Source organism: Streptomyces sp. NPDC002730, from assembly GCF_042888805.1.
Taxonomy (GTDB): Bacteria; Actinomycetota; Actinomycetes; order Streptomycetales; family Streptomycetaceae; genus Streptomyces.
On sequence record NZ_JBIAQG010000007.1, the window covers coordinates 103663 to 125853 of the forward strand.

Below are 22191 nucleotides of genomic sequence, written 5' to 3' on the forward strand. Positions count from 1 at the left end.
CGGTGAGCAAGGGGGTGCGTTTGATGCGGCTCGTGCTCAAGGAACACCTCCGGGAGGGTGGTGCCGAGGGGATTGAGAGCGCTCTCAAACAGTTTTGTAGATGTAGACAGTCCAGCCGTCAATGGCTGGACACCGTTAACTTCCTGAACGCGTCGTCGGTTTGGACTGAACCGCTGGTCAGGAGCGGATGGCCGCCTCGCTCCCGTCGCTCCCGTTGGCCGACGAGGCGTCAAGCGCCGCCAGCTCCGGCGCGCTCAACGTGAGTCCGGCGGCCGCAGCGGAATTCCGGATGGTGTGCGGCCGGCTCGCGCCCGGGATCGGGATCACGGCCGGAGACTTCGCCAAAAGCCAGGCCAGAGCGGTCTGTTGGGGGCTCACGCCGCGCTCTCGCGCCACCTGGTGGAAGGCGGCGTACGGACCTGTCACTTCCGGGCCCGCTCCCGCCGCTCCTGTTGCGCCGTTCAGTCCCGACGGCCCGTCCAGCGAACTCCGTGAGATCCCGCCGAGCGGACTCCACGGAAGGAAGGCGAGGCCCAGCTCCGCGCAGAGCCGCAGCTCCGCCTCGCTGTCGCGCACCGCGGGCGAGTACCGGTTCTGTACGGAGACCAGCCGCTCGCCCAGCATCTGCCTGGCCAGCCGGATCTGCGCCGCATCCGCGTTGGAGATCCCGGCGAACCGGATCGTGCCCTCCGCCAGCAGCTCCTGGAGCGCGCCAAGTGAATCGGCGTAGGGGACGGACGGGTCCGGCTTGTGCAGCTGATAGAGACCGATTGCGGCGACGCCGAGCCGGTCGAGCGACCTCCTGGCGGCCTGCTTGAGATGGTGCGGATCGCCGTTGACCGTCCAGCCGCCGTCGGCGGTCCTGCCCCGGCCACCTTTGGTTGCGACCAGGACGGAGTCCATATCGCCGCCGTACGCGGCGAGAGCACGCCGTACGAGCAACTCACCGGCGCCCGGCTCACCACCGGGCGGGTAGTAGGAGTCGGCGGTGTCGATCAGTGTCACGCCGGCGTCGAGAGCGGCATGGACGGTGGCGATGGCCTGCCGCTCGTCGGGGTGGCCCTCGATGGACAGCGGCATGGCGCCGAACCCGATCGCGCTCACCTGGAGGCTGCCCAGCGTGCGGTACCGCATTACCGCACCTCCTTGCCGGAACCGAGGGTTTCGGCGATGGCCCGTGGCAGCCATTCCGCGGTGTGGCTGAAGGTGTAACCCAACTCCGCCGCACGCGAATTGTCCATGCCGTACGAGCGGGCGAAGGAGAACGGCGAGGTCTCACCGACCTCCACAGGGAGAAATTCCGCCTTTCCGCCGGTCTCGTGCTCGATCACCGCGCATATATCGGCCGTGGAGAGCGCGCCGTACGCATTCGCATTCACCGGACCCGTGAAATCCTGACCCGCCGTCCACGCCAGGAATTCGGCGATCTCCGCTACATGCACATAGGTGGCGGGGTGGTTCTCGGCGGGTACGGCGATGGGCTCGCCCGCCCTGATCCGGGTCGCGTAGTGATCCACCCGGCCGGTGAAGTCGTCGTCCCCGCCGAGCACATGGGCGACGCGCACCGACACGTACGGGAAGGCCGGATTCTGCGCCAGCACCGCCTCGGCCTGCCGCTTTCCCTCGCCGTAGTGCTCCTCGCGGAAGTCCGGGTCGTCCCACGGAGCGGTCAGGTCCACGTTCACCGTCAGCGGATCGACGGCCTCCTCGCGGACGAGGGTGGCGGAGTGCTCGAACTCGTACACCTCGACGGTGGACGTCATCACATAGCGTCCGGTGCGGCCCGCGAACACCCGACGGGCGATTTCCGCCTGGCGCGGCGTATAGCAGACCTGATCGAAGACGACATCGAATGTGCGAGAGCCGATCGCGGTCCGCAGGGAATCCTCGTCGTCGCGGTCCGCGACGAGATGGGTGACTCCGGCGGGCGGGGCGGAGGACCCGCGATTGATGACGGTGACCCGGTCGCCCGAATCCAGCAGTCGAGCTGTCAACCGCTTGCCGAAATACCGGTTACCGCCGATGACGCATATCTCGCGCATTTCCAACTCCCTCTCGTCGTAGGTCAAGTGTTACGTTTACGGGCCACATCTTGAAGGGGGAGACATGGGAGATCCGGCCGAACGACCGAAAGAACCACGGCATCTGAGAGCTGCCGCCAACGAAACGTCGGCGACCGCCTTCGATGCCGTCGACCGCCAGATCCTGGAGCTCGTCCAGACCGACGGCCGCATCAAACTCAGCGAACTCGGGCGCCGGGTGCGGCTGAGCCCGGCGGCGGTCACGGAACGGGTGCGCCGGCTGGAGGCCTGCGGCGCGATCACCGGCTACGGGGCGCGTGTCTCACCGGCCCGCCTCGGCTACGGCATCCAGGCCTTCATCCGCGTCAATCCGCACGGCGGCTACAACCTCAAGCACCCCAGGACTCTGGAGCTGCTCGCCCGCCCCGAGGTGATCGAGGTCCACCATGTCGTCGGCGAGGACTGCTGGATCATCAAGGTCGCGGTGACCGACACGGTCCATCTCGAGGACGTACTGGAGCAGACGTCGGCTCTCGGTCGTACGACGACATCGGTCGTGCTGACCTCGCCGGTGGAACGCAAGCCGCTGCTGCCCCCCGCGGTGACGTGATCCGTGGTGACTTACCCCGTACCTACCTGCCACGCACTGACCTGGCGGCACCGCACTGACCTCGATGTTTACCTTGCGGTGCGTAGCTGACTTATTTGTAGGTACTTGTGGGGGAGTTGAGCGCCGAAGAAGCATGGCGGACATGTCCACCACCAAGAACGGCCCCCTTGCCTCTGTCACCGTCCGTACTTCTGTCACCGTCCTCGGGCTCGGCGCGATGGGCCAGGCCCTCGCCGGCGCCCTCCTCGACGCGGGCCACCCCACCACCGTCTGGAACCGCTCTCCCGGCAAGGGCGACCCGCTCACCGCCCGCGGCGCGGTCCGCGCCGCCAGTGCGGAAGAGGCCGTACGGGCAAGCGAGTTGACCGTCGTCTGCGTGGTCGACTACGACGCCGCCCAGGCGATCCTCGACCCCCTGGGCGAGGCGCTTCAAGGCCGGGCGCTGGTCAATGTCACCTCGGACACGCCGGAGCGCTCGCGGGCGGCGGCGGCCTGGGCGGCCGAGCGGTCCATCGCCTATCTGGACGGCGCGGTCATGGTGCCGACCCCGCTCATCGGCTCGCCCGACGCGCTGCTCTTCTACTCCGGCTCGCAGGAGGCGTTCGAGCGGTACGAGTCCGCCTTGAAGGCCCTCGGCGGCAAGGCCGCGTTCGTCGGCACGGATCCCGGGCTCGCCGCGCTCTACGATCTGTCGCTGCTCGACTTCTTCTACGGCAGCATGTCGGGCCTGGTGCACGCGTACGCCCTGGCCAGGGCCGACGGGGTCAAGGCGGTCGACATCGCCCCGTATCTGAGCACCATCGTCCAGATTCTGCCGCCCATCGCGGAGTACACGGCGGCCAACATCGACGCGGGCAGCTATCCGGGAACACAGGCCAACCTCGGCATGATGGCGGCGGGCGTCGAGCACATCCTGCACGCGGCGCAGACCCGCGGTCTCGACGTCTCCCACCTGGAGTCCATCAAGTCCGTCGCCGACAGGGCGATCGCGAAGGGCCACGGCGCCGACGACTGGGCGAGCACGTACGAGGCCGTCACCGCGGAGTCCTGAGCCGGGGATCAGCCTGTTGCCTTGACGCCGACGTCAAGGATTACCGTCGAGGACATGCGAATCGGCGAGCTGGCGGAGCGGGCCGGGACGACCACCCGCACTCTGCGCTACTACGAGTCCCGCGGGCTCCTGCCCGCCCGGCGCGCGGTGAACGGCTACCGCACGTACGACGAGGACGATCTGCGGCTGCTCCAGCAGATCCGGACCCTGCAGGACTTCGGGTTCGATCTGGAGGAGACCAGACCCTTCGTCGACTGTCTGCGCGCCGGGCACCCGGCGGGCGACTCCTGCCCCGCCTCGCTCGCCGTCTACCGCGCCAAGCTCGGTGAGCTCGACACGCTCATCGACCAGCTCCAGTCGGTGCGCGCCCAGGTCGGGGCGCAGCTCGCGCGGGCGGAGCTGGAAGCGCAGGCCGATGTTCCGGGCGGTCCGGAGCCACGCTGTGAACTGACGTACGGAGGGGAAGACGAATGATCCAGGCAGAAGGCGTCGCCGCGGTGACGGACAACGACTTCGACGACGAGGTACTGAAGGCGGGACTGCCGGTCCTGGTGGAGTTCACCGCCGACTGGTGCGGCCCGTGCCGCCAGCTCGCGCCGGTGCTGAGCGCTCTCGCCGCCGAAGAGGCCGACCGGCTCAAGGTCGTACAGCTCGATGTGGACACCAATCCGGAGGTCATGGTGCGGTACGGCGTGCTGTCGATGCCGACGTTGATGGTGTTCCGCGGGGGCAAGCCGGTGAAGTCGATGGTCGGCGCCCGGCCCAAGCGACGGCTGCTCCAGGAACTGGAGGACGTGCTCTAGCCCGCTGCTGGCCCGCTCTCTCGTCGGCGCCGGAGAGCTCACGGGGCTCCCGGCGTGAGGAGCTGTGCACTCGGGGCCCACCAGCCGGCCAGCGGGCCGTCCGTGAGGCGGATCATGTAACGGCCCTCGACCAGAGCCCGGCGGTTGTAGTACACGGGCGTGTCCTTCGGGTAAGTCACCGTCCTCGGTGCCGCTTTCATCGTCGGGCTCGCGTGGCAGATCACGCTCACGCCCGCCTTGAACACCGCGCGGCGCGCCGGGCGGTAGTCCGCGCCGCACCACTCCCCGTGCAGGCGGACCGCAGGAAAGCGTTCGGCCACGTACCACTCCGCCTCCGGCCCGTCCGCCAGCAGACAGTGAATGCCGCGGCCCTGGATGCGGGTCCGGCGGGAGGCCGTGAACTGCCGGGGACGGCGCAGGCCGAGCCTACGTGTCGCGGTGACGGCACCCTCCTCGGTGAAGCGGAACAGGGTGTGCGTGCCGTGCTGGAGGGTGACCCGTCCACCAGAGGCGCCCAAAGAAGGCGGCGGGTAGTCGTCGATCAGCAGGTCCGCATGCGCGGCGAAGCGCTCGCTGCCGGAAAGCCAGGACAACTGGAGGAGCAGATCGATGTGGACCGGATGGTAGTGGACTGTCGGGATCTCGTGCGTTCGGCAGTAGTGCGAAAGCCAGCCCGGATTGCGCAGGTCCGGGAAGTACGCGTGGAGCGTCGTCAAGGAGCCGTCGAAGAGTTGCTCTGCCAGCGGATTCCTGCTCATCGCGTAGTAGTCCCACAGCCCGAGCGCCGCGAACATGAAGCCGTTGTACGTGTGGTCCGAGGTGCCGGGCGCGTCGATCGGGTACTCGTGGATCCACAGGTGGTCTCTTTCGTCCTGTGCGACCACCCACGGCCCTTTGTCATTCCCGACCAGTAAAGACGCGAACGCTTTGTCGGCCGCAGCCCGGTACCGCGCCCGGTCCGCCGATGGGACGCCGGCGTACCGGGCCAACTGGGAGAAGAGACTGAGTGCCTCGCCCTGAGCCATGCCCGAGTACCAGGGGGCCCGGTAGGCCACGCCCTCGTGCACGTCGTGCCTGAAGTCGAAGGGATACGGGAAGAACCAGGCGCCGCGCGCCTGATGCCGTCTCTGGATCACCCGGTCCGCCTGCGCCCGCGCCCGTCGAAGGAAGTACGAGTCCCCTGTTTGCCGGTGGCTTGCCAGATTTTCCAGACCGTACTGAATCTGTCCGACGGGGTGGTCGTACAACCGGCCGTGTGCACGGAACATCCGGACGTCCGAAGCATCGTGCGGCGCGGAGTCGGTCCGTTCCGCCGTGCGTTTGCGCCAGGGCTGCATGCCATCGGGCACATCGAGCGCAGCGCGATAGCCGCCGGTGCGGAACGCGAACGGCAGCGCTGTCGGCGTCTCTGCAGCCTCAGTTGTCGTTCCGGACATCCGGCCCACGACAAAACCGCCCCCGGACAGCCCGGCGGCCGCAGCGGCGGCACCTGCGGTACGCAGGAAGCGCCTGCGGTCGGCATCAATGGCTGACATGAATGGGACCCCCTGGTCGGACGCGAACGCACGACTGTCGAATGGACTGCATATGGCGGTTACTTGAGCCCGTGCCTCTTCATGCCGGTGGCGACCGGCATGACGGATCGCCGTCTCCTGTCGATGCCGGCCGGATGAGCAAAGAGGTCTCAGCGGACCGAAATGAGCTGTGCGCGGCTGCCGTCGAGGAGACCGCCGACGTTCACTGCGTCGGCGGTCTCCTCGATGGCAAGATGCGTGTCGCCGCTGATGAAGAGGCAGGCGGAGCGAAAGAGGCGGCCCGCAGCAATTGGAGGAACTCGTCCTCGCGGGACTGAATCATGCTGTCCCCTCCCCATCCATCCCGTTACGTGCTTGGTCTCCGGGGCCTCCCGGCCCCTTCACCTCATTGATGCGACGGCGACGGCGAAATGTTTCACGCCGGAATCACCATGTGTGTGACCCGACGTTTCCTGGCTGCCTGGAGCGCATGGCCGGCGGAGCGTGGTCTGCTGTTCGCGAAGCCGTCCGTTCCGCAGAACGTGTGGCACAGGCCGCCCGGCGGGAGCTCCGGCCGCGCGCCCCGGAGCGCCAGTCGCTCGCGCACCCGCTCCTTGGGCGCAGAAAAATACCCCGGACCGAATTGACGGCCGGGGTATTTCTCTGCGTATATTGGATGTTTCCGTGTCCGTGCACAACAAAGCGCACGGAGAAGTTCACTGGGGACACCGTATCGCGTCAGGAGCTGAATTGTCAACCGAGGAATTGCAGAATGAGCAGCAATTCGTCTCCCTGCTCTACAGGCGTCTCGACGCGCTCCGCGAGCAGGCCGAAGGTGCGGTCCGGACGGCGATCGGGCAGGCCGGGACCGGTCTTCAGGCCCGCGTGGAGCGCGATATCAGCGTCGCGGAACAGTCCGGACAGCTGTCCGCGCTGAATGCCGTGGATTCCGGACTCTGTTTCGGGCGTATCGATCTCAAGGACGGTGCCAGGCACCACATCGGACGTATCGGAATGCGACAGGACGATACGGAGCGCACCCCTCTTCTCATCGACTGGCGTGCTCCCGTCGCGCGGCCCTTTTACCTCGCCACCGGCCATGAGCCGATGGGCCTGCGCCGGCGCCGGCACATCACCACCAAGGCGCGCACCGTCACCGCGCTGCACGATGAGATCCTCGATCTCGCCGACGCCACCCGCACCGGCTACGAGGACCACGACGCGGACGCCGTGCTGCTCGCCGCGCTCGGGGCCGCGCGTACCGGGCGGATGAGCGACATCGTGCAGACCATCCAGGCCGAGCAGGACCGCATCATCCGCGCCCCGCAGCGTGGCGTGCTCGTCGTCGAGGGCGGGCCCGGCACCGGGAAGACCGCGGTCGCGCTGCACCGGGCCGCCTATCTCCTGTACGCGCACCGCGAGCAGCTCGCCCGGCGCGCCGTGCTGATCGTCGGGCCGAACCCGGCGTTCCTCGGCTACATCGGTGAGGTGCTGCCCTCGCTCGGCGAGACCGGGGTGCTGCTGTCCACGATGGCGGAGCTCTATCCCGGCGTACGGGCCACCGGGACCGACACTCAGCGGGCCGCGGCCGTCAAGGGCCGCGCGGAGATGGCCGATGTGCTGGCCCGTGTCGTACGCGACCGGCAGACGCTCCCCGAGTCCGTGCCCGGGGTCGACCACGAGGACAGCGGGACGCTGCCCGAGCCCGCGCTGGAGATCGACCATCAGGAGCACGGGACGCTGCTGCTCCACCGCGAGATGGCGTACGAGGCCCGCGACCGGGCCCGCGCCACCGGGCTGCCGCACAATCTGGCCCGGCCGCACTTCGCCTTCCGGATCATCGACGCGCTGACCGAACAGCTCGTGGACCGGCTCGGTGCCGATCCGTACGGCGGACCGAACCTCCTCGGCCCCGACGACATCGCCCAGCTCGGCAAGGAGATCGCCACCAGCGCCGAGGTGCACTCGGCGATCGACGAGCTCTGGCCCTCGCTCACCCCGCAGCAGCTCGTCGCCGACTTCCTCGCCGAGCCCGAGGCCCAACTGCTTCACGAGGAAGCCGAGATCGTCCGGCGTACGCACGGCGCCTGGACGCCGGCCGATGTGCCGCTGCTCGACGAGGCCGCCGAGCTGCTCGGCGTCGACGACAGCGCGGAACGGGCCGCCGCAGAGGCCGAGCGGCAGGACCGGATCGCCTACGCGCAGGGTGTCCTGGAGCTCTCGCAGGGCTCCAAGACGTACGAGTTCGAGGACGAGGAGTCCGAGGTTCTCGCCGCGCACGACATCATCGACGCCGAGCGGATGGCCGAGCGCCAGGAGGAGGCCGACCACCGCAGCGCGGCCGCGCGCGCCGCCGCCGACCGGACCTGGGCGTTCGGGCACATCATCGTCGACGAGGCGCAGGAGCTGTCCGCGATGGCATGGCGGCTGCTGATGCGCCGCTGCCCCACGCGCTCGATGACCCTGGTCGGCGACCCGGCCCAGACCGGTGACGCGGCCGGCTGCGGGTCGTGGCAGGAGATCCTCCGGCCGTACGTCGGCGACCGCTGGCAGCACAACCGACTGGGCGTCAACTACCGCACGCCCGCCGAGATCATGGAGCTCGCGGCGGATGTGCGGCGCAGCGAGGACCCCGCCTTCGAGCCGCCGCGCTCGGTGCGTTCCACGGGCGTACGGCCATGGGAGGTGGCTGTCGCCCCGGACGAGCTCGCACGGACCGTCGCCGAGCGGGTGGCCGGATCTCCGTACGAGGGGCGGCTCGCGGTGATCGCCCCGGCCGGGCTCCACACCGCCCTCGCGGCCGAGTTGCCCGACGTCCCGAGCGGCGGTGAACCGGACCTCACCCGGCCCGTCGTGCTGCTCGACCCCCGCCAGGCGAAGGGCCTGGAGTTCGACACGGTGATCGTCGTCGAGCCCGAGCTGATCCGCGCCGGCTCGGCCCACGGCACGAACGACCTCTATGTGGCGCTGACCCGCGCCACCCAGCGCCTGGGGGTGGTGCGTACGGACCGCGGCCGCGGCCTGTCGCGGTGACCGCACCGGCTGACCGGGTCCGACCGGCAGCCGGTTCGTCCTCGATCGCCGGTCGGGCTGGGAGAACAAGCCCGCCCGGCGATCGAGGACATACGTTCACGCCGGGCGCAGCCACACCGTCGCCAGCGGCGGCAGTGTCAGCTGGATGCTGGCCGGGCGGCCGTGCGACGGCACCGACTCCGGCTTCAGCGGATCCTCGTTGAGCACATTGCCGCCGCCGTAGCGCGCCGCGTCCGTGTTGAGGATCTCCGTCCATGCCTGGCCCGGGTCCGGCACACCGAGGCGGTACTCATGGCGGACCACCGGCGAGAAGTGGCTGACGGCCAGCAGCGGTGCGCCCGAGGCGTCGTAGCGCAGGAAGGCGAAGACATTGTCCTCCGCCGCGTCGCCGTCCACCCAGGCGAAGCCCTCGGGCACGGTGTCGCGCTGCCAGAGCGCGGGAGTCGCGCCGTACACCGCGTTGAGATCGCTGACCAGGTGCCGTACCCCGCGGTGGTCCGCCTCCGCCGCGTACGACGGGTCGAGCAGCCACCAGTCCGGGCCATGGCCCTCCGACCACTCCGCGCCCTGCGCGAACTCCTGTCCCATGAAGAGCAGTTGCTTGCCCGGATGCGCCCACATGAAGCCCAGATAGGCGCGGTGGTTGGCGCGCTGCTGCCACCAGTCGCCGGGCATCTTGCTCACCAGCGACCGTTTGCCGTGCACCACCTCGTCGTGCGAGATCGGCAGGACATAGTTCTCGCTGTACGCGTACACCATCGAGAAGGTCATCTCGTTGTGGTGGAACTTGCGGTGCACCGGTTCGTGCGTGACATAGCCCAGCGAGTCGTGCATCCAGCCCATGTTCCACTTCAGGCCGAAACCGAGGCCGCCGAAGCCGCCGGGGCCCACATGGTGGGTGGCACGGGTGACGCCGTCCCAGGCCGTGGACTCCTCGGCGATGGTGACGACGCCGGGACAGCGCCGGTAGACCGTGGCGTTCATCTCCTGGAGGAAGGCGACCGCGTCCAGGTTCTCCCGGCCGCCGTGGACGTTCGGCGACCATTCGCCCTGCTCGCGGGAGTAGTCGAGGTAGAGCATCGAGGCGACGGCATCCACCCGCAGCCCGTCGATATGGAACTCCTCGCACCAGTACGTCGCGTTGGCGACCAGGAAATTCCGCACCTCCTTGCGGCCGTAGTCGAACTCGAGGGTGCCCCAGTCCGGGTGCGCGGCACGCGCCGGGTCCTCGTGCTCGTACAGCGTGCGGCCGTCGAACGCAGCCAGCGCCCAGTCGTCCTTCGGGAAGTGCGCCGGAACCCAGTCCACCAGCACCCCGATACCCGCCCGGTGCAGGGCGTCGATGAGGAAGCGGAAATCGTCCGGGGTGCCCATCCGGGAGGTCGGTGCGTAGAAACCGGTGACCTGATAACCCCAGGAACCGCCGAAGGGGTGCTCGGCGACCGGCATCAGCTCGACATGAGTGAAACCCAGGTCCTTGACATACGCGGGGAGCTGGAGGGCGAGCTGGCGATAGGTCAGGCCGGGCCGCCAGGACCCCAGATGCACCTCGTAGACGGAGAGGGGCGCCTCGTGCACCGGCCGGTCGCCGCGGTGCGCCATCCACTCCTCGTCCCGCCACACATGATGGGACTCGGTCACGATCGAGGCATTGGCGGGCGGCACCTCGGCGCGCTGCGCCATCGGGTCGGCGCGCAGGGTGTGCGAGCCGTCCGGGCGGGTGATGTCGAACTTGTAGAGCGCGCCCTCGCTCACCCCCGGGACGAACAGCTCCCACACGCCCGTCGAGCCCAATGACCGCATCGGATGGCCGGTGCCGTCCCAGTAGTTGAAGTCGCCGACGACACGCACGCCTTGGGCATTGGGCGCCCAGACGGTGAACCGGGTCCCGGTGACGGCCTGGTGCGTCATCGGATGCGCGCCGAGCGCCTTCCACAGCTCCTCGTGCCGGCCCTCGCCGATCAGATGCAGATCGAGTTCGCCGAGTGAGGGCAGGAAGCGGTACGGGTCCTGCACCTCGATCTCGAGCGTGCCCGGGCTCTCGTCCTCTTCGGTGGCCTCGCCCGCGTCGTACGCGACCAGCAGCTGGTACTCCGGAACCGTACGCAGCGGCAGCACACCGGAGAAGAACCCGTCGCCGTCCTCGTGCAGCTCGGCCCGCAGCCCCTTGGCCAGCACGGTCACCGCCCGCGCGTACGGGCGCAGCGCGCGCAGCTCGACTCCGCCCCGCACCGAGTGCGCGCCGAGCAGCCCGTGCGGATCGTGGTGGGTGCCGGCCAGCAGCCGTTCCCTGTCCCCGGCCGCGAGCGGTCGCGCGGCCCGTACGCCATGACTTCCGCCGGCGCGCGGCCGTGGTGCGGCGGGCTGCTTGCGGCCGGGCCCGGCCGCTGCCGTCGGATTCGGTACATCGGGGTCGGACGAATTTCGGGACGGGGGTCGGGCGGTCACGGGGGTCGGCCTCCTTGGGCTGTGGGGGGATCAGGTGAGGGCGGCCAGGCGGTCGATCGCCGCCATCGGCACCGGCAGCCAGTCGGGGCGGTGCCGGGCCTCGTACACGACCTCGTACACGGCCTTGTCCGTCTCGTACGCGCGCAGCAGTTCGGGCTCGGTGCGCGGATCGGCGCCGGAGATCTCGGCATAGCCCTCGCAGTACGCCGTACGGCAGCGCTCCGCCCAGGCCGGGTTCCACGGGCGGTGCGTACGGGCCGCGTAATCGAACGAGCGGAGCATGCCGGCCACATCGCGTACCGGGGGCTGCGGCCTGCGCCGTTCGCTGAGCGGGCGCGCGGGCTCACCCTCGAAGTCGATGACCGACCAGTGGCCGTCGCCGTCGCCGTCGGAGGAACCGGAGGAACCGGAGACACCGGGGGAACCGGCGCCGAGCAGGGTCTGCCCCAGATGGAGGTCGCCGTGCACGCGCTGGGCCCGCCAGGCGCGGCCGCGCCTGCCCAGCGCGGCGATCGCGTCGAAGGCGGAGCGCAGCCGGGGCGCGTACGGCAGCAGGGCGGGCACCGCCTGCGCGGCCGCGTCCAGCCGCTCCGACATCGCCGCAGCCAGATGCTCGGCCTGCTGTCGGCGCAGCATCACGGTCGGCAGGGCGCCGGCCAGCGCCGAATGGACCTCGGCGGTGACCCGGCCCAGCGCGCAGGCCTCTGCGGTGAAGGAGCGCCCGTCCGCCAGCGACTCCAGCGCGAGCAGCCAGCCGTCCTCGGAGCCGCGCAGGAACGGCTGCAGAACACCGAGGGTGTACGGCTCCGGAGTGGTGGACTCGTACCAGGCGACGGGCGCGGGCACCCGGCCGCACCCGGCGCGGGCGAGCGCGAGCGGCAGCTCGAGATCGGGGTTGGGGCCCGGATGGACCCGGCGGAAGAGCTTGAGGATGTACGCATCGCCGTACACCAGCGAGGAGTTGGACTGCTCGGCGTCCAGCGGCCGTGCGGTGAGCCCGCCGGGAATGGCCGGGCCGCGGTCGAGCCGGTCGAAGCGGAGCGGCCCGAGCACGCCGGGTGTGCGCAGCCGCTCCAGGATCAGCTCGGCGAGACGCGGATCATGCACGCCCTCGTAGACCGTCAGCCCGGCCAGCGGGCCCTCCGCAGGACGGCCGATCAGCGCGGGCGCGAGATAAGGCGGCAGTGTCTGGCGTACGCCGAGCAGGAGTTGGTAGCAGTCGTTCGTGGACGGAGCGGGAGGTCCATGCTGCTGGACGCGCACGAGCAGATGCAGCAGTCCGGCACCTGGGCCGTCCACCGGCAGCAGTTCGGTCGCCGAGACGGGCGAGAACCCGGTGACAGGGCGGCCCTTGCCGGCGAACCAGCGCTGCCGGGGCAGCCATTCGTGCAGGAGTGGGGCGAGTGACGGGAGAAGAGCGACGGGAGTCCGGGTGGATGCAGCCTCCGACATGGCATCGCGTCCTTTCCCCGGGTACACCACGAATGCGCAGAGTGTCCCGGATTACAGCAGTGGCTGTCCGGCGGCGCGCGGGGATGAAGGGGAGAGTGCCCGGTGCGGGGCGGCGGAAACCGCCCCGCGGGACATACCTGTCCCCAGATGTGACTCAGGTCGGAGCCGAATCCTTCCGCAGCCGGAACCAGTAGAAGCCGTGACCGGCGAGAGTCAGCAAGTAGGGCCACTGACCGATGGCCGGGAATCGCACTCCGCCGATGAGCTCCACCGGATGGCGTCCGCTGAACGTCCGCAGATCGAGCTCGGTGGGCTGCGCGAAACGCGAGAAATTGTTCACGCAGAGCACGAGATCGTCCCCATGTCCGTCAACTGACGGGGCCTCGCGCAGGAACGCGAGCACGGCCGGGTTCGACGAGGACAGTTCGGTGTACGAGCCGAGTCCGAAGGCGTGGTTCTGCTTACGGATCTCGATCATCCGCCGGGTCCAGTGCAGCAGCGAGGACGGCGAGGCCATCGCCGCCTCCACATTGGTCACCTGGTAGCCGTAGACCGGATCCATGATTGTCGGGAGGTAGAGCCGGCCCGGGTCGCTGGAGGAGAATCCCGCGTTCCGGTCCGGTGTCCACTGCATCGGGGTGCGTACGGCGTCCCGGTCGCCGAGCCAGATGTTGTCGCCCATCCCGATCTCGTCGCCGTAGTACAGGATCGGCGAGCCCGGCAGCGACAGCAGCAGCGCCGTGAACAGCTCGATCTGATTGCGGTCGTTGTCCAGCAGCGGGGCCAGCCGCCGGCGGATGCCGATATTGGCGCGCATCCGCGGATCCTTGGCGTACTCCGCGTACATGTAGTCGCGCTCTTCGTCCGTGACCATTTCGAGCGTGAGCTCGTCGTGGTTGCGCAGGAAAATGCCCCACTGGCAGTTCTTCGGGATCGCCGGTGTCTTGGAGAGGATTTCGGAGACCGGATAGCGCGATTCGCGCCGTACGGCCATGAAGATCCGCGGCATCACCGGGAAGTGGAACGCCATATGGCACTCGTCGCCGCCGACCGGGAAGTCGCCGAAGTAGTCGACGACGTCCTCCGGCCACTGGTTGGCCTCGGCGAGGAGCACGGTGTCCGGGTAGTGGGCGTCGATCACCTTGCGTACGTGCTTGAGGAAGGTGTGGGTGGCGGGGAGGTTCTCGCAGTTGGTGCCCTCCTCCTGGTACAGGTACGGCACGGCGTCCAGCCGGAAGCCGTCGATGCCCAGGTCCAGCCAGAAGCGCAGGGCCGAAATGATCTCCTCCTGCACCGCCGGGTTCTCATAGTTGAGATCGGGCTGGTGGGAGAAGAAGCGGTGGAAGTAGTACTGCTTGCGCACCGGGTCGAAGGTCCAGTTGGACGTCTCGGTGTCGACGAAGATGATCCGGGCGTCCTGGAACTGCTTGTCGTCGTCGGCCCAGACGTAGTAGTCGCCGTACGGCCCTTCCGGGGCGCTGCGGGACTCCTGGAACCACGGGTGCTGATCGCTGGTGTGGTTCATGACAAAGTCGATGATGACGCGCATGCCCCGCTGATGGGAGGCGTCGACGAACTCCACGAAGTCGGCGAGGTCGCCGAAGTCCGGGAGCACGGCGGTGTAGTCGGAGACGTCGTAACCGCCGTCCCGCAGCGGCGACTTGAAGAACGGCGGCAACCAGAGGCAGTCGACTCCCAGCCACTGCAGATAGTCCAGTTTGGCGGTGATGCCCTTGAGGTCGCCGATGCCGTCGCCGTTGCTGTCCTGGAAGGACCGCACGAGGACTTCGTAGAAAACGGCCCGTTTGAACCAGTCGGGGTCGCGATCCTTGGCGGGTGTGTCCTCGAACGTGTCGTGGACGGGCTCATTGACGATCATGATGTGGGTGACCCTCCGATCGGCGGGGACGGTCGCAGAACGACGATGTGCGCGGGCGTGCTGCCCGGCTCGAGGCGCACATAGTTGGCCCTGCCCCAGTGATAGGTCTCGCCGGTGAGCTCGTCGCGCACCGGTGCGCTCTCGTGCCAGTCGAGGCCGAGATGCGGCATGTCCAACGAGACTGTGGCCTCCTGGGTGTGGTGGGGGTCGAGGTTGGCGACCACGAGGACGGTGTTCGAGCCCGACCGTTTCGAGTACGCGATCACCGCGTCGTTGTCGGTGTGGTGGAAGTGGATGTCACGCAGCTGCTGGAGGGCGGGATGGCGGCGGCGGATCCGGTTGAGGGTGGTGATCAGGGGGGCGATGGTGCGGCCCTCGCGCTCCGCCGACTCCCAGTCCCGCGGCCGCAGTTGGTACTTCTCCGAGTGAAGGTACTCCTCGCTGCCTGCCCGCACCGGGGTGTTCTCGCAGAGCTCGTAGCCGGCGTACACACCCCAGGACGGCGCCATGGTCGCGGCGAGCACCGCGCGTACTTCGAACGCCGGGCGGCCGCCCTGCTGGAGGTAGGCGTGCAGGATGTCGGGCGTGTTCACGAAGAAGTTGGGCCGCATATGGGAAGCGGCATCGCCGGAGAGCTCGGTGAGGTAGTCGGTCAGCTCCTGCTTGGTGTTGCGCCAGGTGAAGTACGTGTACGACTGCTGGAAGCCGATCGCGCCGAGGGTGTGCATCATCGCCGGACGGGTGAACGCCTCGGCCAGGAAGAGCACATCGGGATCGGTGCGGTTGATGTCCGCGATCACCTTCTCCCAGAAGATGACCGGCTTGGTGTGCGGGTTGTCGACGCGGAAGATCCGTACGCCGTGGTCCATCCAGAAGCGCAGCACCCGCAGCGTCTCGCGAACCAGTCCGCGCATGTCCTGGTCGAAGGCGATGGGATAGATGTCCTGGTACTTCTTCGGCGGGTTCTCGGCGTACGCGATCGAGCCGTCGGCGCGGTGGTGGAACCACTCGGGGTGCTCGGTCACCCAGGGATGGTCGGGCGAGCACTGCAGCGCGAAGTCCAGGGCGACCTCCATGCGCAGGGCGGCTGCCGTCTCGACGAAGTGGTCGAAGTCCTCGAGGGTCCCCAGATCGGGGTGGAGCGCGTCATGGCCGCCGTCGGCCGATCCGATGGCCCAGGGCACTCCGACATCGTGGGCGCCGGGGGAGAGGCTGTTGTTGGGACCCTTGCGGAAGGTGGTGCCGATGGGGTGGACGGGCGGCAGATAGACGACGTCGAAGCCCATCGCGGCGACGGCGGGCAGCCGTTCGGCCGCGGTGCGGAAAGTGCCGGAGACGGGCGGCGCGCCCTCCTTGACGACCGCGCCCTCGGAGCGCGGGAAGAGCTCGTACCAGGAGCCGTACAGCGCGCGCTGCCGCTCGACGAGGAGCGGCAACGGGCGTGAGGAGGTGACCAGTTCGCGCAGCGGGTGGCGGGCGAGCGCGGCGGCGGCGTCCGGGGCCAGGGCGGCGGCGAGCCGCGCGGCGGCGGGCCGCGCGGCGTCGCGCAGCGCGTCGACGGCGGCGAGCACGGCCTCGCGCCCGTCGTTCTTGGGCACTCCGGCGGCGGCGCGTTCGTACAGGTCGGCGCCTTCGGCCAGGACGAGGGGGGTGTCGATACCGGCGGGGATCTTGATCTGGGCGTGGTGCCGCCAGGTGGCGACCGGGTCGCTCCAGGCCTCGACGGCATACGTCCAGCGGCCCTCGGCATCCGGGGTGACGTCGGCACCCCAGCGGTCGGCGCCGGGCGCGAGCTCGCGCATGGGGGTCCAGGGTCCGGGGTGACCGCTCGGATCGCGCAGTACGACATTGGCGGCGACCGCGTCATGACCCTCGCGGAAGACGGTGGCGGTGACCTGGAAGGTCTCACCTGCCACCGCTTTCGCTGGCCTCCTTCCACAGTCGACGAGGGGGCGGACGTCCAGGACGGGGATGCGACCGATCATGGGATCACCTGAGGGCTGTGCGGGCAGGGCGGATTGAGCGGGTTGTTTCTTTTTACGAGGTTTGGTTGTTCTTTGTAGCTGCTCAGTCGGCGACTGGCGGGCTGTGGGCATGGCCGCTCCTGTCCGCGTTCACTCGGGTGGGCGGAAAGAATGCTGTGAGAGGTGCGCGATCGCATGCGTACCGGAGGAGCCTTCCCACGCCCTTCGGGTGGGCAATCCGGTGGTTTGTTAACTACTAGGGCGTAGATGACGGCACAAGAACCTCGCGAGCCCAGATCGGGTTTGATGGGGCGTTGGTGACAACACAGGAACCTCGCGGACTCGAACGGGTTTCCGTAGGAAGCAAAGAAACCGGCCCCGTCGAGTGACGGGGCCGGTTTCGGCCGACTGCTTACGCGCCCCAGCTCGGCTCGGGCTTCCTTCCGCTCACGACTCCTCACCCGACCACATCTGCCACGGCTGCCGCGCCACCCAATCGTCCACCGGCGCCGGCTTCACCGAGAGCGCTTCCGCGGTGGCGCCGTCGTCGCCCGCCATCAGACCGGGCTCCGCGCCGCTCGCCACGTAGTGGTAGATCCCCGCCACTCCGGCCGCCGCCTCGCGGCCAAGGATCTGTGCCAGCCCCTGCTCGAAGATGCCCGGCTCCAGCGGCACGTAGCGGACATCGCGCCCGAGCCCCTGCCCGAACGCCGCCGCGAGCTCACTGCCCGTCAGCGTCTGTGCACCGCCGATGTCGAAGGTGCGGCCCGCCACGCCGTCCACCGTGAGCGCCGCGTAGACCGCCTCCGCCAGGTCCCTGTGTGAGATCCACGCGGTCGGCGCGTCGGCCGGCAGCGGATAGGCGAGCACACCCTCGTTCACCAGCGCCGGGCCGTTCCACGGGCTGAAGAGGTTGTCGAGATAGACCGGCGGTCGTACGACCACGACCTCCACGCCGCTCTGGGCGAGGCTCTCCCGGAACACCGTCTCGGCGAGCCGGCGCGTCTCGAAGGCCGCGACATTCGTGGTCCGGTCCGGGATACGGGTGTTGGCGTTGTAGACCAGTCGGCGCAGCCCGGCCTCGCGGGCCGCCTTCGCGATGTGCTGTGCGTATGTCATGACCCGCTCGGCCTGGTACACGAGCGGCAGCACCACCGCGGCGTGTGTGGCCCCTGCGAAGAGCTGGCGTACGTCTTCATAGCGCCCGAGGTCACCGCCGGCGACGGAGATGCCGGGCAGCTCCGGGCGGTCCGCGTCGGACTTGCGGCTCAGTGTGCGGACCCGGTGGTTCCGTTCGGCCAGCAGGCGGGCCGTCGCACCGCCCTGGAAGCCGGTCGCCCCCACAACCGCTACGCGCATCGGATTGTGATCGGACATAAGTCTGATGAGCCCTTCGATAGGGTGTGACTGCTGCCGTGAACGGCTCTTCCAGGCTCGCGGCGGTGGCTTCGGCCGATCAATTAACAAACCGGGGCGGAGGTTGAAGGATCGTCCAATGGAACCCACGGAATGCGAAGGCGACGATCTCCTCAGTGAACTGCTGAAACCCCTCCGTCTCACCGGGGTCTTCGACAGCCGCTGGCATGTCAGCGCACCCTGGGCCATCGAGGGCGACGCGGAACAGAGCTGCGCCGTACTCCACTTCATCACCGAGGGCGGCTGCTGGATCACCGGCGAGGACCAGACCCCGCTCGAACTGCACGAAGGCGACCTCGCCGTGTTCCCCACCGGCACCGCCCACCGGCTCTCCGACCGGCCCGACCGGCGGGGCGTGGCGCTCGCCGCCGTACTGCCCGAGCGCCAGCCCGGCACCTCGGGCGAGATCAGGATCGAGGGCGAAGGCCCCGAGAGCCGCCTCCTCTGCGCCGGACTGCACTACGACGCCAGCGCCGCCACCGGCCTCTACAAGGCGCTGCCCTGGGCGCTGGTGCTCGACGGCTCCCAGGTGGACAAGGAGCCGCTGCTGCGCGACACGCTGCGGCTGCTCGCCGCCACCGACCGGCCCGTGGGTCCCGGCGACCGGCTGATCACGCTGCGCGCCTTCGAGATGGCGCTGGTCCTCGCGCTGCGGCCGCTGCTGCGCGAGCTCGCCGACAACCCCTCCTCGCTGCCCGTGCTGCGCCACCCGGGCATCAGCAAGGCCATGGTGATCATCGCGACCCGGTTCGCGGAGCCCTGGACCATCGAGTCGCTCGCCCGCGAGGTCGGCATGTCCCGTTCCGCCTTCACCGCAGCCTTCCGTGACCTGGTCGGCGAGGCGCCCGCACGGCATCTGACGGGCCGGCGGATGCAGGAGGCGGCCCGGCTGCTCGGCGAGACCTCGCTGCCGCAGTCGGCCGTGCCACAGCGTGTCGGCTACCAGAGCGCCGTCGGCTTCCACCTCGCTTTCCGAAAGTGGTACGGAATGACGCCGGGGGAGTACCGGTCGGGAAGCCCCTCAGCTGCAAGGCTGGCCGGTTATTAAGGACCGCTGGACGGTCGTTCATTGCCCTGCGTCCTTGGCGGGATACAGGCTCGCTGAGTCGAGAGCCATCCGTTTGAGGAGAGACGTTGACCAGGTCCGGCCAGGATTACCTCGAGTCGCTGTGTGACGGGCGCGAGGTGTGGCTCGACGGCGAACGGGTCAAGGACGTCACCCGCCACGCCGGCTTCCGCAACACCGCGGCGTCGATCGCCGGCCTGTACGACCTGGCGCACGACTCCGAGTACAGCGAAGTGCTCACCTCCGGCGGCGTCCACCGGGCCTTCGCCGTACCGCGCTCGTACGAAGACCTGGTCGCGCGGCGCACCGCGTACAAGGTGTGGGCGGAGTCGAGCTTCGGCTTCCTCGGCCGTACGCCGGACTACATGGCGGGCGGTGCCGCCGGCTTCGCCGCCGTGCCGCGGCTGTTCACCACCGATTCCTTCGACGGCGCCGAGAACGCTCTCGCTTTCCACCGCAGGCTCGCCGAGGGCGATCTGTACTCGGCCTTCACCATCACCAACCCGCACTCCGGCAAGGGGGACGACGACCTGGTGGTGCGGGTCGTCGCCGAGAAGGACGGCGGGATCGTGGTGAGCGGCGCGAAGATGATCGGCACCGGCGCGGTCTTCGCCGACGAGGTGATCGTCGGCACGATCGAGCCGCTGGCCCCGGAGGACGTGGAGCACGCGCTGTGCTTCTCCCTACCGGTCGACACGCCGGGCCTGAAGTTCGTCTCGCGTACGTCCTACGAGGCACAGGCCCGGAGCGTCTTCGACAACCCGCTCTCCTCCCGCTTCGACGAGAACGACGCGCTGCTCGTGTGCGAAGAGGTCTTCGTACCGTGGGAGCGGGTGCTGACCTACCGCAATGTCGAGGCGACCGGCGCGATGTGGTGGCAGACCCCTGCCTATCTCAACTTCGGGCACCAGGCGGCCACCCGCTTCTGGACCAAGCTCGAATTCCTCACCGGCCTCGCCATCCTGCTGACCCGCGCCAACAAGACATACCAACTGCCGCCCGTCACCCAGTCGGTCGGCCGGCTGCTCGGCATGGTCGCCCAGGCCAAGGCCTTTGTACTGGCCGCCGAGGCCGACTGCGAACAGGTCGACGGCGGCCGCGGCGGCGTCATGCCCGGCCAGGAGATCTCCTTCGCCCAGCGCATCATGGCCGGCGAGCTCTACCCGCGCGCCGTCCAGGAGATCAAGCTGCTCGCGGGCGGCGGCGTCATCCAGCTGCCCGCGTCCGCCGAGGACCTGCTCCACCCTCAGCTCGGTCCCGTCGTCCAGAAGTACCTGCGCGCGCCCGGCACTGGGGCCGAGGACCGGATCAAGCTGCTCAAGCTGGTCTGGGACGCACTCGGTTCGGAGTTCGCCGGACGCCATGAGCAGTACGAGCGCTTCTACCACGGCGCCCCGCACGTCTATCTGACCATGCAGACGTGGGCGGGCGGCGCCGAGAGCTGCGAGGAGCTGGCCCAGGCCTGCCTCGACGGCTATGGCCTGAGGACCGGCAAGTGACCTCGGCCCGAACGGGCGCCGCGCTCGCGCTGCTCGCCTCCACCCAGCTGCTGCTGATCATGGATACCGCGATCATCAATGTCGCGCTGCCGTCGGTCGGCGACGACCTCGGCTCCGGCTCGGCCGGTCTGTCCTGGGTGGCCAACGCGTATCTGATCACCTTCGGCGGGCTGCTGCTGCTCGGTGGCCGCACCGCCGATCTGCTCGGCCACCGGCGGCTCTACCTCACCGGCCTCGGACTGCTGGCCGCCGCGTCCGCGGCCGGCGGCATCGCCGGGACGCCGGGCGCGCTGATCGCCGCGCGGGCGGTGCAGGGCGTGGGGGCCGCACTCGCCGCCGCCGCGGCGTTCGCGCTGCTGCTCAACCTCTTCCCGGACGGGCCCGGCCGGCACAAGGCGCTCGGCGTGTTCGCCGCGATGGGCGGACTCGGCGGCGTACTGGGCACCGTGCTCGGCGGCGTACTCACCGATCTCCTCGGCTGGCGCTCCACGTTCTGGCTCAATGTGCTCGGCGGTCTGGTGCTCGGGTTACTCGCACTGCGCTTTCTCGACGGGGGGACGCGCAGCGCACAACCCGGCTTCGACGTCGGCGGCGCGCTCACCGCCACCGGCGGCCTCGGCCTGATCGCGTACGCACTCGTCGGCGCGGGCGAGGCGGGCTGGACCTCCCCGCGCACGCTCGTCGCCGGCGGCGCCGGTCTCGCCCTCCTCGCCGCCTTCGCCGTCATCGAGTCGAGGATCGCCCGCCCGCTGGTGCCACCCGCCGTACTGCGCCGGCCCGCGCTGCGCCTCGCCAACCTCCTCAGCGCGCTGGCCCAGATGGCGCTGTTCCCGATGTTCTTCCTGGTCAGCCTCTATCTGCAGAGCGTGCTCGGACAGTCCCCGCTGACCGGCGGCCTCGGACTGCTGCCGCTGTCGCTCGTCGTCGTCGCCGTCGCGCCGCAGACCGGCCGTCTCATCCTCCGTATCGGGCTCGGATCCACCATGACGCTCGGCTTCGCACTGCTCTTCGCCGGCATGGTCTGGCTGGCGCTCGCGCTCGCCGCCGACGGCACTTTCCTCAGCACGGTCCTCGCGCCCAGCCTGGTACTCGGCATCGCCCTGCCGCTGGTCATGGTCACCACCAATGTGGCCGCCACCGCGGACGCCGCGCCCGAGGAGACCGGGCTCGCCTCCGGACTCATCAACACCAGCCAGCAGTTCGGCTCGGTCCTCGGCCTCGCCGTCCTGGTGGCCGTCGCGACCGCCGGCACCGGAGCGGCTGACGGGGCCGGCGCCGAGACCGCCGCCTTCCGGTCCGCGCTGCTGGTCGGTGCCGGCTTCGCGGCCCTGGCTGCTCTGCTCTCCGTACGGCTGCGGCTGCCCGTACCCGCGATGGCGCCGCCACGCCAGGATCGCGTGGGCGGCGCCGTGGAGTGACCGTGTGCGGCGCGAAA

17 protein-coding genes are annotated in these 22191 nt (G+C 69.4%); 8 read left to right on the forward strand and 9 right to left on the reverse strand.

Annotation, left to right across the window (positions count from 1 at the left end; genetic code table 11):
• Positions 1-177: 177 nt before the first annotated feature.
• Both ACFYXH_RS19240 and ACFYXH_RS19245 read right to left on the reverse strand, forming a co-directional pair.
• The gene (locus ACFYXH_RS19240; protein ID WP_389564112.1) at positions 178-1134 is read right to left on the reverse strand and encodes an aldo/keto reductase; all 957 of its coding nucleotides are present in this window, start codon (positions 1132-1134) and stop codon (positions 178-180) included.
• Positions 1134-2042 carry an NAD-dependent epimerase/dehydratase family protein gene (locus ACFYXH_RS19245; protein WP_389564115.1) on the reverse strand — a complete coding sequence of 303 codons (909 nt, stop codon included), beginning with the start codon at positions 2040-2042 and terminating at the stop codon, positions 1134-1136. The genes ACFYXH_RS19240 and ACFYXH_RS19245 overlap by 1 nt, the downstream gene beginning before the upstream one ends.
• 64 nt (positions 2043-2106) lie before the next feature.
• Here ACFYXH_RS19245 and ACFYXH_RS19250 point away from each other — a divergent pair, with 64 nt between their 5' ends.
• The 4 genes from ACFYXH_RS19250 to trxA all read left to right on the forward strand — a co-directional run bounded on the left by ACFYXH_RS19250 (position 2107) and on the right by trxA (position 4485).
• Entirely contained in the window at positions 2107-2631 is a 525-nt protein-coding gene (locus tag ACFYXH_RS19250) for an Lrp/AsnC family transcriptional regulator (RefSeq protein WP_389564118.1), read from the forward strand.
• A 142-nt stretch (positions 2632-2773) separates the two neighbouring features.
• Entirely contained in the window at positions 2774-3682 is a 909-nt protein-coding gene (locus ACFYXH_RS19255) for an NAD(P)-dependent oxidoreductase (protein ID WP_389564121.1), read from the forward strand.
• A 54-nt stretch (positions 3683-3736) separates the two neighbouring features.
• Positions 3737-4156: a MerR family transcriptional regulator gene (locus tag ACFYXH_RS19260; protein ID WP_327326177.1), complete on the forward strand. Its 420-nt coding sequence runs from the start codon at positions 3737-3739 to the stop codon at positions 4154-4156.
• Positions 4153-4485 carry a thioredoxin gene (trxA, locus tag ACFYXH_RS19265; RefSeq protein WP_389564125.1) on the forward strand — a complete coding sequence of 111 codons (333 nt, stop codon included), beginning with the start codon at positions 4153-4155 and terminating at the stop codon, positions 4483-4485. The genes ACFYXH_RS19260 and trxA overlap by 4 nt, the downstream gene beginning before the upstream one ends.
• 38 nt (positions 4486-4523) lie before the next feature.
• Here the strand turns inward: trxA and ACFYXH_RS19270 are convergent, their stop codons facing one another.
• Entirely contained in the window at positions 4524-6020 is a 1497-nt protein-coding gene (locus tag ACFYXH_RS19270; RefSeq protein ID WP_389564128.1) for a D-glucuronyl C5-epimerase family protein, read from the reverse strand.
• A gap of 732 nt (positions 6021-6752) precedes the next feature.
• The gene (locus ACFYXH_RS19275) at positions 6753-6995 is read right to left on the reverse strand and encodes a hypothetical protein (RefSeq protein ID WP_327326180.1); all 243 of its coding nucleotides are present in this window, start codon (positions 6993-6995) and stop codon (positions 6753-6755) included.
• A gap of 18 nt (positions 6996-7013) precedes the next feature.
• On the opposite strand from ACFYXH_RS19275, the gene ACFYXH_RS19280 reads away from it, so the two are divergent.
• On the forward strand, positions 7014-9032 hold the full coding sequence (locus ACFYXH_RS19280; RefSeq protein ID WP_389564131.1) for a HelD family protein: 2019 nt from the start codon (positions 7014-7016) through the stop codon (positions 9030-9032).
• Positions 9033-9128: 96 nt separating this feature from the next.
• On the opposite strand, the gene glgB is transcribed toward ACFYXH_RS19280, so the two are convergent.
• The 5 genes from glgB to ACFYXH_RS19305 all read right to left on the reverse strand — a co-directional run bounded on the left by glgB (position 9129) and on the right by ACFYXH_RS19305 (position 18152).
• Positions 9129-11315 carry a 1,4-alpha-glucan branching enzyme gene (gene glgB, locus ACFYXH_RS19285; protein WP_389564752.1) on the reverse strand — a complete coding sequence of 729 codons (2187 nt, stop codon included), beginning with the start codon at positions 11313-11315 and terminating at the stop codon, positions 9129-9131.
• A 195-nt stretch (positions 11316-11510) separates the two neighbouring features.
• Positions 11511-12932, reverse strand: coding sequence for a maltokinase (locus ACFYXH_RS19290; protein WP_389564134.1), 1422 nt, complete (start codon positions 12930-12932; stop codon positions 11511-11513).
• 154 nt (positions 12933-13086) lie between these two features.
• Complete coding sequence (treS, locus tag ACFYXH_RS19295; protein WP_389564137.1) at positions 13087-14811, reverse strand: maltose alpha-D-glucosyltransferase; 1725 nt, start codon at positions 14809-14811, stop codon at positions 13087-13089.
• Positions 14808-16796 carry an alpha-1,4-glucan--maltose-1-phosphate maltosyltransferase gene (locus tag ACFYXH_RS19300; protein ID WP_389564140.1) on the reverse strand — a complete coding sequence of 663 codons (1989 nt, stop codon included), beginning with the start codon at positions 16794-16796 and terminating at the stop codon, positions 14808-14810. Before ACFYXH_RS19300 ends, treS begins: the two co-directional genes overlap by 4 nt.
• A 426-nt stretch (positions 16797-17222) precedes the next feature.
• The gene (locus ACFYXH_RS19305) at positions 17223-18152 is read right to left on the reverse strand and encodes an SDR family oxidoreductase (protein WP_389564143.1); all 930 of its coding nucleotides are present in this window, start codon (positions 18150-18152) and stop codon (positions 17223-17225) included.
• 118 nt (positions 18153-18270) lie between these two features.
• Between ACFYXH_RS19305 and ACFYXH_RS19310 the strand changes: the two genes are divergently transcribed.
• The 3 genes from ACFYXH_RS19310 (at position 18271) to ACFYXH_RS19320 (ending at position 22174) form a co-directional block, all read left to right on the forward strand.
• Positions 18271-19239, forward strand: coding sequence for an AraC family transcriptional regulator (locus ACFYXH_RS19310; protein ID WP_389564145.1), 969 nt, complete (start codon positions 18271-18273; stop codon positions 19237-19239).
• 86 nt (positions 19240-19325) lie between these two features.
• A complete protein-coding gene (locus ACFYXH_RS19315) occupies positions 19326-20756 on the forward strand; it encodes a 4-hydroxyphenylacetate 3-hydroxylase family protein (RefSeq protein WP_385308712.1) in 1431 nt (476 codons plus the stop codon).
• On the forward strand, positions 20753-22174 hold the full coding sequence (locus ACFYXH_RS19320; RefSeq protein WP_389564147.1) for an MFS transporter: 1422 nt from the start codon (positions 20753-20755) through the stop codon (positions 22172-22174). Before ACFYXH_RS19315 ends, ACFYXH_RS19320 begins: the two co-directional genes overlap by 4 nt.
• Positions 22175-22191: the final 17 nt, after the last annotated feature.